At 35.8% G+C, this 17,408-nt stretch carries 14 protein-coding genes; 9 read left to right on the top strand and 5 right to left on the bottom strand.

Annotation, left to right across the window (positions count from 1 at the left end; all coding sequences use genetic code 11):
* The first annotated feature begins 569 nt into the window (after nt 1–569).
* From ACLJX0_RS05965 to ACLJX0_RS05975, 3 genes are all read left to right on the top strand, one after another.
* A complete protein-coding gene (locus ACLJX0_RS05965) occupies nt 570–1,433 on the top strand; it encodes a class I SAM-dependent methyltransferase (RefSeq protein ID WP_410879172.1) in 864 nt (287 codons plus the stop codon).
* Between the two features lie 264 nt (nt 1,434–1,697).
* The gene (locus ACLJX0_RS05970) at nt 1,698–2,297 is read left to right on the top strand and encodes an OmpH family outer membrane protein (protein ID WP_410879173.1); all 600 of its coding nucleotides are present in this window, start codon (nt 1,698–1,700) and stop codon (nt 2,295–2,297) included.
* 95 nt (nt 2,298–2,392) lie between these two features.
* Nucleotides 2,393–4,678, top strand: a complete 2,286-nt coding sequence (locus ACLJX0_RS05975) for a helix-turn-helix domain-containing protein (protein WP_410879174.1) — start codon at nt 2,393–2,395, stop codon at nt 4,676–4,678.
* A gap of 5 nt (nt 4,679–4,683) precedes the next feature.
* Here ACLJX0_RS05975 and ACLJX0_RS05980 read toward each other — a convergent pair whose 3' ends face one another.
* Complete coding sequence (locus tag ACLJX0_RS05980; protein ID WP_410879175.1) at nt 4,684–5,832, bottom strand: ATP-binding protein; 1,149 nt, start codon at nt 5,830–5,832, stop codon at nt 4,684–4,686.
* 265 nt (nt 5,833–6,097) lie between these two features.
* Here ACLJX0_RS05980 and ACLJX0_RS05985 point away from each other — a divergent pair, with 265 nt between their 5' ends.
* Genes ACLJX0_RS05985 through ACLJX0_RS05995 form a run of 3 tightly spaced genes read left to right on the top strand, consistent with a single transcriptional unit; the run spans nt 6,098 to nt 9,832 of the window.
* Nucleotides 6,098–7,288: a phosphoglycerate kinase gene (locus tag ACLJX0_RS05985; RefSeq protein ID WP_410879176.1), complete on the top strand. Its 1,191-nt coding sequence runs from the start codon at nt 6,098–6,100 to the stop codon at nt 7,286–7,288.
* A 55-nt stretch (nt 7,289–7,343) separates the two neighbouring features.
* Nucleotides 7,344–8,837 carry a transglycosylase SLT domain-containing protein gene (locus ACLJX0_RS05990; protein ID WP_410879178.1) on the top strand — a complete coding sequence of 498 codons (1,494 nt, stop codon included), beginning with the start codon at nt 7,344–7,346 and terminating at the stop codon, nt 8,835–8,837.
* A 50-nt stretch (nt 8,838–8,887) separates the two neighbouring features.
* A complete protein-coding gene (locus tag ACLJX0_RS05995) occupies nt 8,888–9,832 on the top strand; it encodes a DUF4837 family protein (protein ID WP_410879179.1) in 945 nt (314 codons plus the stop codon).
* 120 nt (nt 9,833–9,952) lie between these two features.
* On the opposite strand, the gene rnpA is transcribed toward ACLJX0_RS05995, so the two are convergent.
* The 4 genes from rnpA to ACLJX0_RS06015 all read right to left on the bottom strand — a co-directional run bounded on the left by rnpA (nt 9,953) and on the right by ACLJX0_RS06015 (nt 14,982).
* Nucleotides 9,953–10,366 carry a ribonuclease P protein component gene (rnpA, locus tag ACLJX0_RS06000; RefSeq protein ID WP_410879180.1) on the bottom strand — a complete coding sequence of 138 codons (414 nt, stop codon included), beginning with the start codon at nt 10,364–10,366 and terminating at the stop codon, nt 9,953–9,955.
* 92 nt (nt 10,367–10,458) lie between these two features.
* On the bottom strand, nt 10,459–12,351 hold the full coding sequence (locus ACLJX0_RS06005; protein WP_410879182.1) for a M1 family metallopeptidase: 1,893 nt from the start codon (nt 12,349–12,351) through the stop codon (nt 10,459–10,461).
* 82 nt (nt 12,352–12,433) lie between these two features.
* The gene (locus ACLJX0_RS06010; RefSeq protein WP_410879183.1) at nt 12,434–14,047 is read right to left on the bottom strand and encodes a S8 family peptidase; all 1,614 of its coding nucleotides are present in this window, start codon (nt 14,045–14,047) and stop codon (nt 12,434–12,436) included.
* Nucleotides 14,048–14,121: 74 nt separating this feature from the next.
* Nucleotides 14,122–14,982, bottom strand: a complete 861-nt coding sequence (locus ACLJX0_RS06015; RefSeq protein WP_410879184.1) for an MBL fold metallo-hydrolase — start codon at nt 14,980–14,982, stop codon at nt 14,122–14,124.
* Between the two features lie 25 nt (nt 14,983–15,007).
* Between ACLJX0_RS06015 and ACLJX0_RS06020 the strand changes: the two genes are divergently transcribed.
* The 3 genes from ACLJX0_RS06020 (at nt 15,008) to sufB (ending at nt 17,378) form a co-directional block, all read left to right on the top strand.
* A complete protein-coding gene (locus tag ACLJX0_RS06020) occupies nt 15,008–15,172 on the top strand; it encodes a hypothetical protein (RefSeq protein ID WP_410879186.1) in 165 nt (54 codons plus the stop codon).
* 340 nt (nt 15,173–15,512) lie between these two features.
* A complete protein-coding gene (locus ACLJX0_RS06025) occupies nt 15,513–15,842 on the top strand; it encodes a HesB/IscA family protein (RefSeq protein WP_410879188.1) in 330 nt (109 codons plus the stop codon).
* An 87-nt stretch (nt 15,843–15,929) separates the two neighbouring features.
* Nucleotides 15,930–17,378 (top strand): Fe-S cluster assembly protein SufB, encoded by a 1,449-nt coding sequence (gene sufB / locus ACLJX0_RS06030; protein ID WP_410879190.1) that lies wholly within the window; start codon nt 15,930–15,932, stop codon nt 17,376–17,378.
* Nucleotides 17,379–17,408 lie beyond the last annotated feature (30 nt).

The following is a 17,408-nucleotide window of genomic DNA, read 5'->3' on the forward strand; positions in this document are numbered from 1 at the left end:
TTTTTCTGTTCAAATTTCATGTAAAAAGTCAAAAAATTAAGCAGAAAAAATTACGTGTAAAAACTGCTCCTTTTTCGGTTCAATAGTTAAACGAAAATTAAAAATGAAAGTGATTTTTTTTTATTGTAGTAAAAAAAATAGCTCTACAGAAAAGAGAATTTTTAATCAAAAAATAGAAATCTTTTTTGATTAAAAATTTGAAGAAAAAGCAAAAAATAAAATACATATTTTACTAAAAGGAAAGAGAAGAAAATTTTAAAAAGTAAAATTTGAGGTTGAAAAACACTTCTTTTTTTGTTCTAAAAAGGAAGTGAAAAAGTAAAAAAATAAAGATTATTTTTACTTGAGAAAAATCGATAGAAAAAATAAGTAAGAGATAGGAGAACTAGTTTTTTTTTAAAAAAAATAGAATTGAAAGAGAATAAAAATAAGAAAGAGGAATCACAAAAATAGACGATAGATAAATTTCAGAAAAGAGTCTACTTTTCGTTGAATTAATTTTACATTTGAGGAATGGGATAATTTTCTTTACAACTAGAAAGAATAAAAAACTAACAACTGAAACAACAATGCAACATTTAGATTTTAGCAAAGACGAAAAATTTTTAGAGGTAAAAGATTATACGGTTTCTCAAGAAAAATTCTCCTTGTATTATAATCGAACGTACGATTTGTTGTTGACGGATCCCATGCCTGCTAAAGAAGATTTGGGACGTTATTATCAAAGTGAAAATTATATTTCACATACCGATGGAAAACGAAATCTTTTTGAGCGTTTGTATCAAGAGGTAAAGAAAATTGCTTTGCGCAAAAAAGTGGATTTGTTGTTTAAACAACATCATACCGTAGGAGCGCTTTTGGATATTGGCTGTGGTACGGGAGATTTTTTAGTAGAAGCAAAAAAACGTGGTTGGACAACAACAGGATTTGAACCAAATGATAAAGCAAGTACTTTAGCTTTTAATAAAGGTATTTCTGTTGTAACAAATCTAAGGGAGCTTCCCAATCATTCATTTGATGTAATTACACTTTGGCATGTGTTAGAACATATTCCAAATTTAGAAGAACAGATTATTGAATTGAATCGGTTGTTGAAACCAGAAGGTAAGTTGGTTATTGCTGTACCCAATTTCAAATCCTATGATGCTACCTATTACAAATCCCATTGGGCAGCGTTTGATGCTCCTCGTCATCTGTGGCATTTTTCTCAAAAGTCTATTACTGCAATTTTTTCTGCCTTTCAATTTAAAGTGGATGAATTACAGCCCATGCTATTTGATAGCTTTTATGTTTCTCTTTTGTCGGAGGAATACAAAACGGGAAAGAAAAATTGGATTAAAGCTTTCTTCGTTGGCTTGCGATCAAATATTGAAGCGAGAAGTACAATGGAATACTCTTCCATTATCTATTGTCTGTCCAAAAAGGTTTCTTAATCTATTTTGACGCTAAGTCACACCAAAAAGAGTAATTAAAATCATTTTAAAGCGATTTAAGCTCTTTTTTATGACTCATTTATATCTAACTATTGCAAAATAAAGATAATAAAGCAGGAGTGAGCTATGAAAGGAGCTTTTAATAGATTAAATTTATAGATAATATTTTTTATATAAATATTATTTATGAATAGATATAAATGGAAATAAAGTAGTAAACATTAAAAGTTTTTTTAATTTTACATGTTTTTAAAAAAATAAAAAATGAAAAAAGGTATTTTCGTATTAGGATTAGCGGGATTGTTATTTTCTTGTAACAACAATACAAACACTGCTGCTACAACAGAATTTAAAACTGCGTATATTGATTCTTCTAAATTAATGACAGAATATCAAGAAGTAAAAGATATTGAATCAAAATACAAAATAAAATCTGAAGAGAAAGGAAAAGCTTTCGAAGGAGAAATTGCGCAATTTCAACGCGAGGTTCAAAACTTTCAATCCAATGCTGCTCAAAAAGGGCAAGCATGGGCACAGCAAAAAGGAGGAGAATTACAACGTAGAGAGCAACAGTTACAAGTAAAGCAACAAACAATCTTCCAAGAATTACAAGCGGAAAGTACAAAAGAGATGGATTCAATCGTTAAGAAAGTGAAGTCTCACATCGCTGATTATGCGAAGAAAAAGAAGTTAGACTATGTGTTTAATACGGAAGAAGCTTCGACTGTAATTTATGGTAAAGACGAGTATAACATCACAGAAGAGATTATCAAAGAATTAAATGCAAAATACCAAGGCTCTGCTGCAGCTACAACGGTAGATGATAAAAAAGAAGCAGCCCCAGCAGTTAAAGAAGAAAAATAAGAATTACTAATTGCATATATTAATCAAATAGTCCTAAGTATTCTTGGGACTATTTTTATTTTTAAACCAATTTTAGTTTTATCTTACCTCAAAAAATGGAAAATTTTTCTAGAGAAGCCACGTATGTTTTACAGTTTATCAACGAAACCCAGCAATCTATTTTTTTAACAGGAAAGGCTGGGACAGGTAAAACAACGTTGTTGAAAGAAATCGTCAATAGTACACATAAAAATACCGTTATTGTTGCGCCCACTGGCATTGCTGCTTTAAATGCGGGAGGGGTGACGATTCACTCATTTTTCCATTTTCCCCTAGCAGCCTTTATTCCCGATGCGGTAAATCCTCCTATTTTTAGTGAATATGTTAAGTTTGAAAATCGCGTGTCGATTCGCAAGCATTTTCGAATGAGTACGATGCGTCGAACGCTTTTCCTTAATCTGGAATTGTTGATTGTCGATGAAGTGAGTATGTTACGTGCAGATGTTCTTGATGCTATGGATTTTATGTTGCAAACGATTCGACGAAATAACAAGCCTTTTGGCGGAGTACAGCTTTTGTTTATTGGTGATTTGCTACAGTTACCTCCGGTTGTAAAAAATGAAGAATGGGAGGTTTTGCGTCGCTATTATGAAGGGGCTTATTTTTTTCACTCTAATGTGATTCAATCCAATCCACCGTTGTACATTGAATTAGATAAAGTATATCGTCAATCGGATGACGCTTTTATTCAGATTTTAAATAATCTGAGAAATAATACCATTACACCAGCTAATTTACAGCTACTTAATCAATACGTTAACCCGACTTTTGATCAACAAAAAAATACAGGCTATATTACCCTAACTACACACAATGCCAAGGCGGATACTATTAATTCTGATTCTTTAGCGGCTTTAGAAGCTAAATCATACGCTTTTCAAGCGGAAGTTGTAGGTGATTTTCCTTCGAATATTTATCCCCTGGAAAATCAGTTGCAGTTGAAAGTAGGGGCACAGGTCATTTTTGTCAAAAACGATTTATCGTTTGAGAAGAAGTATTACAACGGCAAGATGGGAATTGTTCAAAAAGTGAGTCCCAATGAGATTTATGTCAAGTTTCCAGAAGAAAATGAAGTAATCGAAGTAGAACGTTATGAATGGCAGAATATTCGCTATAAAGTCAACCCTAATACCAAGGAAATTGAAGAAGAACTCTTGGGAACTTTTACTCATTATCCCTTAAAATTAGCGTGGGCGATAACAGTGCACAAAAGCCAGGGATTAACCTTCGAAAAAGCGATTTTAGACGTTTCTAAGGTCTTTTTACCAGGACAGGCTTATGTTGCCTTGTCTCGATTGAAATCGCTGCAGGGATTGGTTCTTTTATCGCCGATTCAAATGAATGGGTTAAGGAACGACTACGACGTGATGCAGTATGCCAAAAATAGGGCCGATCAAGAAACCTTGGAAGAGGAAATACACAGACAAACGCTGCTTTTCTTAGAAGAGCGTTTGACTGAAGCTTTTTCGTGGAAAGTACTGACGCAAAATTGGCGCAATCACCTATATTCGTTTGCGGATGAAGCAGAACGAAGCAAGAAGAATGAATTTAAGAGTTGGACGGTAAAAATTGTGCAAACGCTAGAAGAATTAGTGGTTTTAGCTAATAAATTTATTGTGCAGTTAAATCGCCTTTTCCTACAACCCACAGTGGATCTACAGTTTGTCAAAGAACGGGTAGACAAAGCTTATGCTTACTTTTTTCCGACGTTGGATCACGTGGTCTTTGAATTGTTATTTACTATGGCTCAGGTAAGGGGAAAACGGCAAATGAAAACCTTTTTTACGGAATTAGAAGCCTTGGAAAATCAGACAATTAAAGCCGTTCTCGATTTGAAAAAAGCCAAACAAATGGTCGATTTAGTCATTGAAAAAAAGCGCTTAACTAAGGAAAATTTAAGAAGTTTAGAAGTAGGTGAGTACCGAATTAATCACCTCACCCATATTGCTACCTTATTGCGTACAAGTCGCTTAGATTTGGAGGATGACTATGATTTAATTGAAGATTTAAAGGCGAAAGACAAGCAAAAAAAGGAGAAAAAGAAGAGTACATTTGTTATAACCTACGAGCTGTGGAAAGAAGGTCTGCGCGTAGAAGCGATTGCACAAGAGCGAAAGTTAACGCCAACCACTATTTTTTCGCATTTAGCCAAATTGATTGCCGATGGTAAAATTCAACTAAACGAAGTGCTAGAAGAAAGTAAAATTAAGCGATTAGAAGAACTTTTTACGGCCAATGAAGGTAAATCCTTAACGGATATTAAAAATGCGTCTAACAACGAATTTACTTGGGAGGAATTGAAGTTATATCAACGAACATTACCAGATAGCAAAACAGATTAGTTTCGCTATTTTTTGTGAATTAAGCGCGTTAATTTGATAGATAAATCCGTAAATATCATTTTGCTATTGCCGTTGCGCTCAATGTGGTAAATGGCTTGAGATAATTCTTCAAAAATTTCATCAATATTAGCTCCATTGACAAAAGGAGCAAAGTTTTCTAACTTAAATTTGTCGACGGACGTTTGGTAGTAAACTAAATTAGGTGACTGATAATTACACAAAAGTGCTTGACGAAACAGCTCAATACAAAATTCTAGAAATTGTTTTTGTTGTTCGCGTCCTAGGGTTGCTAAATCCTCGCTCCATTCAATTAAATCTTTAATCACAGTTGCATTGCCTTTTGCTCGAAAGGCAGCGCGTACCCAAGTGACAAATTTTTGTTCAAAATCAGCAGAGTCAGCTGCGTTAGAAACCAATTGCAAGGCTTTGTTGTAATTGCCCTGAGCTTGACGAGCAAGCAAAGCAGCTTGTTGTTTTTCACAACTTTGATTAGCAATAAGAGCCTGTTCTATTTCCACACTGTTCAACGCATTAAAACGCAACAATTGACAACGCGATAAAATCGTCTGTAAGATGGACTGCTCATTTTCTGCAATTAAAAGAAAGATTGTCTTGGCAGGTGGTTCTTCTAAAATCTTTAAAATTTTATTGGAAGCTTCTGTATTGAGCTTATCAGCCATCCAAATAATCATGATTTTATAGCCTCCTTCATAGGATTTTAATGCTAGTTTTTTCAGTATTTCACCTGCTTCATCCACGCCAATTTGGCCTTGCTTATTTTGAATGTCGATATGGTTGTACCAATCCATCAAACTGCCGTAAGGATTGGCTTTTAGAAACGTTCGCCATTGCTCTGCAAATTTATCGCTCGTTGGGTGTTTACTCACTTCACTCGTGGTTGCTACAGGATAGACAAAGTGCAAATCAGGATGCATTAATCCATTGAATTTGATGTTACAACTCTCGTTTCCACCCGTGTTTTCATTGCCTGTATTTTTACATAGCAAATACTGTGCATAGGCAATAGCCATAGGCAATGTTCCTGTACCCTCTTGACCAATAAACAATTGAGCATGAGGGATTCTACCTGATGTGGCACTTTGAATTAAGTGATTCTTGATGTGGTTCTGACCAACGATTTCTGAAAATAACATGGTGCAAATATAAACGATTTCTTTTGGGTATGTTGTGGTCTTAAAAAGAAAACACATTTGTTTTTTATAACAGATAAATGATTTTCTGATTGGTTGTTAAAAGAAGAGGTATACTTGGATTCTTCCTGTAACAAAAGAGTGTAAAACTGTTGGAATATACGCAAAAAAGAATAGAAGTGGATAGAATATTCAAAAATAAACGGCATTGGATTTTAAAAAGATTTATATTTGCGTTAATCAGAATTTATTTTAGAACAATACAACTATGAAAACAATTGATAATGTGAATTTTAATAACAAAAAAGTCTTAATTCGCGTTGATTTTAATGTACCTTTAAATGAGGCCTTTGAGGTGACGGATACGAACCGTATTGAAGCTGCAAAACCCACCATCGAAAAGGTAATCAAAGATGGGGGAGTAGCGATTTTAGTTTCGCACTTAGGACGTCCAAAAGGAGAGAAGAACCAAGCGTATTCGCTGCGTCATATCGTTGCTAAAACACAAGAAGTTTTAGGGAAGAACATTACATTTGTTGAAGATTGTATTGGTGAATCAGTAAAACAAGCCGTAGACAAAAGCCAGCCAGGAGATATCATCTTATTGGAAAACTTGCGTTTTTACCCAGAGGAAGAGAAGGGAACGGAATCTTTCGCAGCGGCTTTAGCTTCTTTTGCAGATTTTTACATTAACGACGCTTTTGGTACGGCTCACCGTGCTCATGCTTCAACGACAATTGTGGCTCAATTTTTTCCTAACGACAAATGTTTTGGGTATTTACTAGCTAAAGAAATCGAGAGTATTGATAAAGTATTGAATAGCACTGAAAAACCAGTAACTGCTATTTTAGGTGGATCAAAAGTATCGTCTAAAATTACAATTATCGAAAATATCTTGGATAAAGTGGATCACCTGATTATCGGTGGAGGAATGGCGTTTACGTTCGTAAAAGCTTTAGGTGGAAGTATCGGAAATTCCATTTGTGAAGAAGATAAATTAGAATTGGCTTTGCGCATTATGCAGCAAGCCAAAGAGAAAAATGTGCAAATTCATTTGCCAATTGATGTAGTAGCAGCGGATGCATTTGCTGCCGATGCAAATACACAAATTGTTGATGTAAAAGCAATTCCAGCAGGATGGCAAGGACTCGATGTAGGTCCTGAAACCTTAGCAAGCTTGAAAAAAGTAATCTTGGATTCCAAAATTATCCTGTGGAATGGACCATTAGGGGTATTTGAGATGGATAAATTTGCCAAGGGAACCATTGAATTAGGAAATTTCATTGCAGAAGCAACGAAAAATGGAGCCTTCTCATTAGTTGGTGGAGGTGATTCTGTAGCCGCAGTGAAACAATTTGGGTTAGCGCCTAAAATGAGTTATGTCTCTACAGGTGGTGGTGCCATGTTAGAAATGTTAGAAGGTCAACTATTGCCTGGTATCAAAGCAATACAAGAATAATATCTTAGGGTATAGCTACGGGAGGTGGCTATACCCTATTTCAAACTATACAATTATGAATTACAAAGGAGTAGCGTTATCCCTCTTTAGCCTATTATCTTTTACGTTAAGTGCACAAGAACAGACAGAAGGAATTGAAGTAATAAACAAAGAATTAGATCCACAGGTATATTTGGATTCGATTAAAGCAAGTTTTGTCAATCATTCTACTAGCGAACGCATCGAGAAGCTTTGGCTAGATGAATTGATCAATCAAGACTTATTTGAAGAGATGAGCGAAGACTTGACAAGCGATGAATTCTTTAGCAATGAAGATGGTGAATGGGACGGATTGACAACGGCCGTTTTGAAAGAACGTTTGGCTTTGTTGAACGAAAAAACCCCATTTAATGTCGAGTATAACGAATCATTAGAACGTTTAATCAAATCGTTTTTGAAAAAGAGAAAAAAATCATTTGAACGTTTGCTAGGGTTGTCAGAGTATTATTTTCCAATGTTTGAAGAGCAATTGGCAAAAAACAATATTCCGCTGGAAGTAAAGTATTTGGCTATTGTAGAATCTGCTTTAAACCCAAAAGCGGTGTCACATATGGGAGCTACTGGATTATGGCAATTCATGTATGCAACTGGAAAACAATATAATTTAGAAGTTTCTTCTTTTAAAGATGACCGTATTGATCCGTTGAAATCTTCTGAGGCAGCTGCTAAATTTTTAGGTGATTTATATAAAATTTTTGGTGATTGGGATTTGGTTTTAGCTTCCTATAATGCTGGACCAGGAAATGTTTCTAAAGCGATTCGCCGTTCGAATGGATTGACAAATTACTGGAATATTCGCCCGAATTTACCACGTGAAACCCAAAATTATCTCCCTGCTTTTTATGCAACCATGTATATTTTTGAATATGCGAAAGAGCATGGAATTAAAGCCGATACGAATATTCCAATGAAATTGGTTCAAACGGATACAGTGGCTGTAAAACGCATGATGAGCTTTGACCAAATAGCTAAGTTATTAGACGTTAGTCAAGAGGAATTGGAGTTTCTGAATCCTACATACAAATTGAAAGTGGTGCCTTATTCGTCAAGTGAATTGCACTTTTTGCGTTTGCCTTTAGATAAAGCTGGTATGTTGGTTTCAAATGAAGAAAAAATTTATGCCTATGTTGACTTTGAAGAAGATCGCAAAGAAAAACCAAATTACGATATTGCAATTGCTCAAACTTCGGGTGTCCGAAATAAATATCACACAATCCGAAAAGGGGAAAGTGTAGGGGTTATTGCAAAAAAATACGGTTTATCGATTGTCGAATTAAAACGATTAAACAACATGAAAACCAATGTAATTTATCCAGGTAAGAAATTGGTGGTCGGAAAATCTACTGTTGCACAAGCTTCTGCCAGTGGGTATTATGTGGTAAAAAAAGGTGATTCACTATATTCCATCAGTAAAAATATACCTGGAGTAACCATTTCAAAACTAAGAGCGTTGAATAATATGGGAGAAAATGTGACCTTACAACCAGGAATGAAATTGAGAATTAATTAGAACAGACATTGAGATATCTCGTATGCTATATCATTTGTTTCTTATTTTGCATGAGTTGTAAGAACCCCATGCAAAAGGATGAGGCACGCATTCCTTCTCAAGGTGCAATTAATCATGTTCTTTTGGTAATGGATGACGATTTGTGGCTAAGTGAAGTAGGGGATACAATTCGAAATTATTTGGCTGCTGGAATAGATGGTATTACACCTGTCGAACCCATGTTTGATTTGAGTCAACAATCACCGAGTATTTTTGCCAATACGCAAAAAAACAACAAGAATATTGTCTATGTATCTACAAATAAAAATAGAAATAATTTTGAGTTACTAGTAGATTACTATGCTCAACCGCAACATTATTTCCTGATTGAAGGAACTGATACTGAGAGTATTATTGCTACTTTTTTGAAAAACAAGGAGACTATAATTCAACGCTTTCACAAGCAAGAGATTGAGAATATCCAAACGCGAATCAAAGAAGGACCACGTTATAAAACGTTTTATTTACGTGATAAATACAAAATCGATTTAGACTTACCTACAGCTTATAAACGCGTGTTAGTCGATGATAATTTTGTTTGGTATAAGAAAGAAATTGCTTCAGGAAATAGCAATATTTTAGTGTATAGTTTGCCTTTTGATCGTGTAAAACCATTTAAAACCCAACGGGAGTTTGTCTTAGATATGGATTATTTGCGGGATTCGGTCGTGGGAAAATACATTCACTCGGCGGAACCAGACACTTTTATGAATATGAGCGTTGATTTTGAGCCATTTTATAGAACTATTTTTCTTAAAGAACAGGAAGTCACAGAAGTCAAAGGAACTTGGGATATGGAAAATAGTTTTATGGGAGGACCTTATATGTCGTATATCGTCAAAAAAGAGGGGTATTATTTAATTCTAGAAGGATTTACATATAATCCTTCTATGAGCAAGCGCAATGTAATGCTTGAATTAGAAGCCATTATGCAAACATTAGAAATAGCACAATAAAAAAGCCGAGATAAGTCTCGGCTTTTTTATTGTGCTAGGTAAATTAAGACATTTTAAGCCTTTTAAAATAAATAAACCTCTATTAGCCTGTCTTGCTGGTAATCGTATTGAAAACGAGGTTTAAATCGCTTCATTATCCTTTTCTGTGCTCAATATTTGCTGTTGTTTGATAAATTTTTCAAACAAGGCAATCATTTTGTGCTCTACTTCTTGGTAGCTCAATCGATCTTTGGTTTGATAAAAAAGCATCATTGCAAATTTTTGATCAATATGATTGACAAGTAGATGTTTGTTTTTACGGTAGGTTTCTCGAAGTAAACGCTTGTAATAATTGCGATCTACGGCCTTTTTAAAGTGGCGTTTAGACACAGATACCCCTGTCTGTAATGGAGGAGCTTGTTCGTCTTTTACTTCGATATACACCAAGCGAAGCGGGTATTTACTAACGGATTTACCTGTTATAAATAATTCATCTATAAGCCTTTTTGCTTTCAGTTTCTCTTCTCTTGGATAGGTTTCGTCTTGTTTTGTCATAGGTGGTACAAAGGTAGAAAAGGAAAACGATATGTATAAAATAAAAGTCCTAGAATATTTCTAGGACTTTTATTTTATTACTTGTGACCTGCTTAGTTATGGTACACGTTATTTTCTTGGTTAACATCGGCCATAAACTGACTTGGATCGATTAAAATGGTTTTAATTTCACTTTTCGGTTTATTGATGATGAATTTATATTCAGGTTGCGCCCAGCCCCAACCTTCTAAAATGGTGCGCTCGTATTCTATATACTGATTCGGTTTGTTCCAATGCATAGAGGTATAAGGCACATAAAAAGTCTCCATTGAACCATCTTGATAGGTAACCAAAATATCCAAGGGCATACCTGCACGTCCTATACGTTTTAAGGTCACTAAGGATTGATTTTTTTGAATTTCTTCCACAAACAGTACGGCATAATCTACGGTATTAGTAGTCATGGTCCAATCTGTCATATACCAATCTAGATTGGCTCCTGTAATGCGTTCTGCCGTGCGTTTAAAATCGTTTGGCGTCGGATGTGTAAACTTATATTGGCTATAGAATTCTTGTAGGGTTTTCATCATATTATCCCATCCGATAATATAGGCCAATTGTGTTAAGAAAATTGAACCACGACTATAAGCTGATATCGAATACGCTCTATTGGTTAAATAATGGTCTGAATGCGTTGTTAATGGTTCTTGAATATTACGCGCAATCATGTTGTAGTAGCTTTTGTAGGTCGAAGCGAATGGATTCTCGTCTTCTAAATTTTCTTTCGGTAGAATTTGTAACATCGCTAAATCCGAAATGAAGGTTGTAAATCCTTCATCCATCCATTCGTGTTTGGTTTCATTTGTTGCTAAGGTATGTTGGAACCAACTGTGGGCAAGTTCATGAGCAGTAACGCCTACTAAACTCGGAAAATTTCGCTCTCCTGTAATCAAGGTACACATCGAATACTCCATTCCGCCGTCGCCTCCTTGAATCACAGAATATTGTGTATAAGGATATTCCCCGACATTCTTATTGAAAAAATCCATTAACTGAGCAGTAACAGGTTGTAATTGCTTCCAATTCTCAATAATATTGGGGTTGTTTTTGTATAAAAAATGCAATTTAACACCATTTGGTCCTTCGTAAATGTCGTGGAGGTAATTGGGGTCAGCAGCCCAAGTAAAGTCTAATACATTTTCTGCTTTGAAATGCCAAGTAAGTGTTTTTCCTTTGGTATTTGGTACCGTTACCCCTTTATCTTCGTATCCATGTCCAATTTCATTGTTGTTTTGCAAAATACCTGTTCCACCAACGGTATAGTCTTTATCAAGGGTGATTTTTACGTCGTAATTACTCCATACGCTGTGAAATTCACGACCCAAGTACTGTTCTGTATGCCAACCTTCAAAATCGTATTCCGCTAGTTTAGGGAACCATTGTGCCATAGATAAGGCTACTCCTTCTTTGCTGTTGCGTCCTGCACGACGAACCATTTGAGGCACTTGTCCATCAAAAGTTAAATCTAAAATAGTAGTTTGATGTGGCGCTAATGGTGTGTTTAAGGTTACTTCTAGGATGGTCCCTACCACTTTACTTTCAACTGCTGTACCATCTTGTGCTAGTTTTTTTACTTTGACAAAGCCAATTTCATTCTCTTTCAGTTTATTGATTTTGCTCTCTGTGATTTTTCTACCGCGAACCTCTTTGGTATCTACCATGCGCGGATCGGGGTCTGGAATGCTCATTAACAAAGCATCCATATCGCTATTCGGCTGAAAAGCATTAAAGTACAAGTGATAAAAAACTTTGCGCAACGTATCTGGAGAATGATTGGTATAAGCGACTGATTGCGTCCCAGTATAAGTGAATTTCTTCACGTCCATTTTCACCTCCATGCTGTAATCAGCATGCTGTTGCCAATACCCTGGATTAGGGTTGTTTTGTGCGTTTACCTGTGCTAAAAAAGGCAAACAAAAGAAGAGTATTACAACTAAATTTTTCATGGCTCTGTTTAAATTAAAACTCCACAACAAAGAACAGCTAAGTTGTGGAGTATGGAATTATTTTCTTTAAAAATAGAAAAGATTATTTTTTTGACTTAGCTAATTTTTCAGCTAGTAATAAGGCATTATATGCATTGACAAATTTTCCAGAAGTTGAAATGGAATTGAAATTTCTTACCTCTCTTTTTTCTCCAACGATAACGTCAATATTTACTGCTACACCAGAATCCATGATGATTTTTTTCACTTCAGCTGCTGTAAATTGAGGATAGTAAGCTCTTACTAAAGCAGCAACTCCAGCCACGTTTGGCGATGCCATTGACGTTCCTTGTAAGTATTCATAAGTATTGTGCGGAGTTGTCGCGTAAATTTTTACTCCAGGAGCAAAAACATCCACATCATAGTGCCCGTAGTTTGAGAAAGTTGCTACCATGTTTTCTCCAAATTTAGGATTTAATGCTCCAACAACTAAGAAATTATTAGCTACTTCAGGTCCCATTTTTACGTTGTCATTCGGGTAGCGCTCTACGCCACCTTCAATGTTTAAATCCATCGCATCATTTCCTGCTGCAACCACAATTAGCACGTCTTTTGATTCTGCATATTGAATCGCATCGCGTACCCATTGGCTATTTTCTTCAAAGTATTTTCCAAAACTTCCATTGATTACTTTCGCTCCATTATCTGCTGCATAGCGAATAGCTAAAGCAATGTCTTTATCGTACTCATCTCCATCTGGAACAGCACGTAAAGCCATGATTTCTGCAACCTCTGAAGCTACACCGTCTCCACCTAGATTATTGTGTCTTGTTTGCGCAATGATTCCAGAAACATGTGTTCCGTGTTTTGCTTCATCGCGATCTGGACCAATTACATCGTTGTCTCCATATACGCGATCGTCAATATTACTATGATCATCACCTACTAGTTCACGTCCGTTAAAATCAATGTTTAAATGGTAGTTTAATTTGCTGTCTCCGTAGTTTTTATACGTTTCTAACCAAGAAAGCTCACGGCCATTGTTTAAGATGTTTGAAATTACTTTTTTAGAGTGTATAATTTCTTCTGACGCATCTGCTCCAATTGCATTTAAATCTTCAATAGTATAATCTTTCTTGCCTAAGAATGCTGCTAATCGCTCGTTTGCGCGCATTAACATATCCGCTCTAACTTGGATTTCTTTCGCTTCTTGAATTTCTTTGGCTAGTTCTTTTACCGCTCTTTGGTATTGATCAGATCCATCGTCTCCACGGCGAACAACACGTACCATTTCGACGTTTTCATGGACAGATTTTCCTAAGAAGTTCCATCCGTGTATGTCGTCGATGTATCCGTTGTTATCGTCGTCAATATTATTTCCCGCGATTTCGTTTGGATTGGTCCAAACTTGATCTTTCAAATCATCGTGATCAATTTCTATTCCAGAGTCAATTACACCAACAACGACTTTCTTAGGAAGTGGTTTTCCTTTTAAAAGTTCTTCATAAGCGCGATCTACTGACATTCCAGGTACTGTATCACGTAAGATGTCTAAATGACTCCATCTTTTTAGTTGATCTTCTGGTAGTGCACTAGTTCTTGTAGGTAGTTGATCTACATTTGAAATTGGTTTTTGAATGATAGCTTTTGAGCCTCCACAGCTTGCTAAAGCAAGAGCTAAGGCCGCTGAAAGATAAATTGGTTTAATCAAACGCATTGTTTTGTGTTTTTTAATTTCGTTTAAGACCGATAAAAATAGTATTTAATTGATTGAAAACGTATAGCTTAACATTAAATTAAGATATCAGATGTACGTAGAATTTCATTCAATCGCACTCCTTTTTCGGTATGTTGTACTGTAATTATTTCGTTATGAGCATCATGTTCTAGGAATAAAAGCCAATTTTCATCTGCGGCTTGCTTTAAAAATTTTTCCTTTTCACTAAGTGTTAACAAGGGTCTAGTATCGTATCCCATAACATAAGGCAAGGGAACATGGCCGGCTGTAGGAAGTAAATCGGCAACATAGGCCAATTTGCGTCCCTGATAGTCTAAAATAGGAATCATCTGTTTATCCGTATGCCCATCAGCAAAGAAGATTGAGAACCCCAATTCTGTGTTTTGTAGAAAATCCGTTGTTCCGCGATTAATAAAATGGAGGGCGCCACTTTCTTGAAGGGGCAGTATGTTTTCGGGTAAAAAGGACGCTTTTTCTCGTGCATTGGGATGGATGGCCCAATTCCAGTGCTCTTCGTTTGACCAATAACGCGCATTTTTAAAGGCATTGACATAGCCCGTGCGGTTGGCATTCCAATTTACTGCTCCACCCACGTGATCAAAATGGAGGTGTGTCAAGAATACATCCGTAATATCATCCGGATGAAAGCCGTGTTTTGCCAGTGATTTTTCTAAGGTGTGATCTCCCCAAAGAGAGTAAAAACCGAAAAACTTATCGGGTTGTTTGTTTCCCATTCCCGTGTCAATTAAAATAAGACGAGATCCTTCTTCAATAAGTAATAAACGAGCGCCTAAATCAATTTGATTGTTGGCATCTGCGGGGTTAGTTTTGTTCCAAAGTACTTTGGGTACTACGCCAAACATAGCTCCTCCATCTAGTTTAAAATTGCCACTTTCTAAGCTGTATAACTTCATGTATTTTTCCTTTTCTACGTGTTTGATGCAAAATAAGAAAATTCTTGCAAAGCACAAGGAACATCTCTGGCGTTTTTCCCTGCGAAAACGAGTAAAAATAAGGGAAAAAGGATTGGTGAAGAAATCGAATAAAGCAAACCCGACAGCTAAAGAAGAAAAACAGAATTCTGATTTAGAGCAAGTAAGCTAAAATTGCGAGGGAAATAGCAACAAAAAACACAGTTCTTGGATTTGTTCAATCCTTTCTTTTATTTGTGTCTTGTAAAGTAAAAAATAGATGCGAAATTTGTAACGAAAGCTTTTTAAATGAAAAAAGAATTTATTTCGGTTCGTAAAGCGATTTAGATTCGGTAGTAAATTAGCTAATCTACTGCGTAATAAGTAATTAAAAATGGGTTAAAACAATAGATTTTATCGATTTTAGTATTAAAACTTCTAATCGTTATAAATATGTTAGTTAGTGTCAGAAACCATTTTTTTATAATACCTTTGTCAATCGGTATAGAATTAATCTATTTTAAGTAAAACGTATGATAAAAGTTTCAGATATAGCAAGTAAACGCGTAGCTCTTTTGATGGAGGATGAAGGTTTTGATTCTACAAAAGATTACGTTCGCGTAGGGGTAGAAAGCGGAGGATGTTCCGGCTTATCGTACCAATTGAAATTTGACCACGGCATTAGCGAAGATGATAAAGTTTTCGAAGATAACGGGGTAAAGATTGCTGTTGATAAAAAAAGCTTTTTGTATTTAGTAGGAACAACTCTTGAGTATTCAGGAGGACTAAACGGAAAAGGTTTCTATTTTAATAACCCGAACGCAAGTAGAACTTGCGGATGTGGAGAAAGTTTTTCTTTATAGAACAAAAAGGGGAGATTCCGTTCTTCCCTTTTAACCAAGTAAAGTCTAATGTAGAAGCAGGTAATAATTGCTTTTAAGTACCAATATATGAGCAAGTATACAGAAGAAGATTTAAAAAAAGAATTAGAAGGTAAGGAATATGAGTATGGATTCTACACAGATATAGAATCTGAAACATTTCCGATTGGATTGAATGAAGACATCATCAGAGCGATTTCTGCGAAAAAGGAAGAGCCAGAATGGATGACAAATTGGAGGTTAGAAGCTTTCCGTATTTGGAAAGAGATGAAAGAGCCGGAATGGGCCAATGTTCAATATGAAAAACCCGATTTTCAAGCGATTTCTTACTATTCAGCACCAAAGAGTAAAGATAAATACAAAAGTTTAGATGAAGTGGATCCAGAACTATTGGAGACTTTTAATAAATTGGGTATTTCTATTGATGAACAAAAGCGTTTATCAGGAGTAGCTATGGATATTGTGATGGATTCTGTTTCCGTTGCCACTACATTTAAAGAAACACTAGCAGAAAAGGGAATTATATTCTGTTCTATTTCAGAAGCCATTAGAGAATATCCTGAATTAGTGAAAAAATATTTGGGAACAGTAGTGCCGCAAACGGATAATTTCTATGCAGCATTAAATTCTGCTGTGTTTTCAGATGGGTCGTTTTGTTATATTCCAAAAGGAGTGCGTTGTCCAATGGAACTATCGACGTATTTCCGTATTAATCAAGCTGGAACAGGGCAGTTTGAACGTACCCTAGTAGTTGCGGATGAAGGAAGTTATGTTTCTTATTTAGAGGGATGTACAGCACCGTCTCGTGATGAGAATCAGTTGCACGCTGCAGTAGTAGAGTTAATTGCTTTAGATAATGCTGAAATTAAATACTCTACGGTTCAAAACTGGTATCCTGGTGATAAAGAAGGAAAAGGGGGCGTATTCAACTTCGTAACAAAACGCGGACTGTGCGAAACCAATGCTAAAATTGCTTGGACACAAGTAGAAACAGGATCAGCTGTTACTTGGAAATATCCATCTTGTGTATTGAAAGGAGATAATTCAGTGGGTGAGTTTTACTCTGTAGCTGTAACGAATAACTTTCAACAAGCAGATACTGGAACAAAGATGATTCACTTAGGTAAGAATACGAAATCGACGATTATATCGAAAGGTATTTCTGCAGGTAAATCTCAAAATAGTTATCGAGGGTTGGTGCAAGTAGGGCCACGTGCCGAAAATGCAAGAAACTTCTCTCAATGTGACTCTTTATTGATGGGGAACGAATGTGGAGCACACACATTCCCTTATATTGAAGCAAAAAATTCAACGGCTCAAATTGAGCACGAAGCAACAACAAGTAAAATCGGAGAAGACCAGATTTTCTATTGTAACCAACGTGGAATTCCAACTGAAAAAGCGATTGCTTTGATTGTGAACGGATTCTCAAAAGAAGTGTTGAACAAATTGCCGATGGAATTTGCTGTAGAAGCACAAAAATTATTGGAGATTTCTTTAGAAGGAAGTGTGGGGTAATCCACTGACTTTTACTGGAGGCTTTCGTAT

Origin of the sequence: Myroides sp. DW712, assembly GCF_046557355.1 — a bacterium.
Taxonomy (GTDB): Bacteria; Bacteroidota; Bacteroidia; order Flavobacteriales; family Flavobacteriaceae; genus Flavobacterium.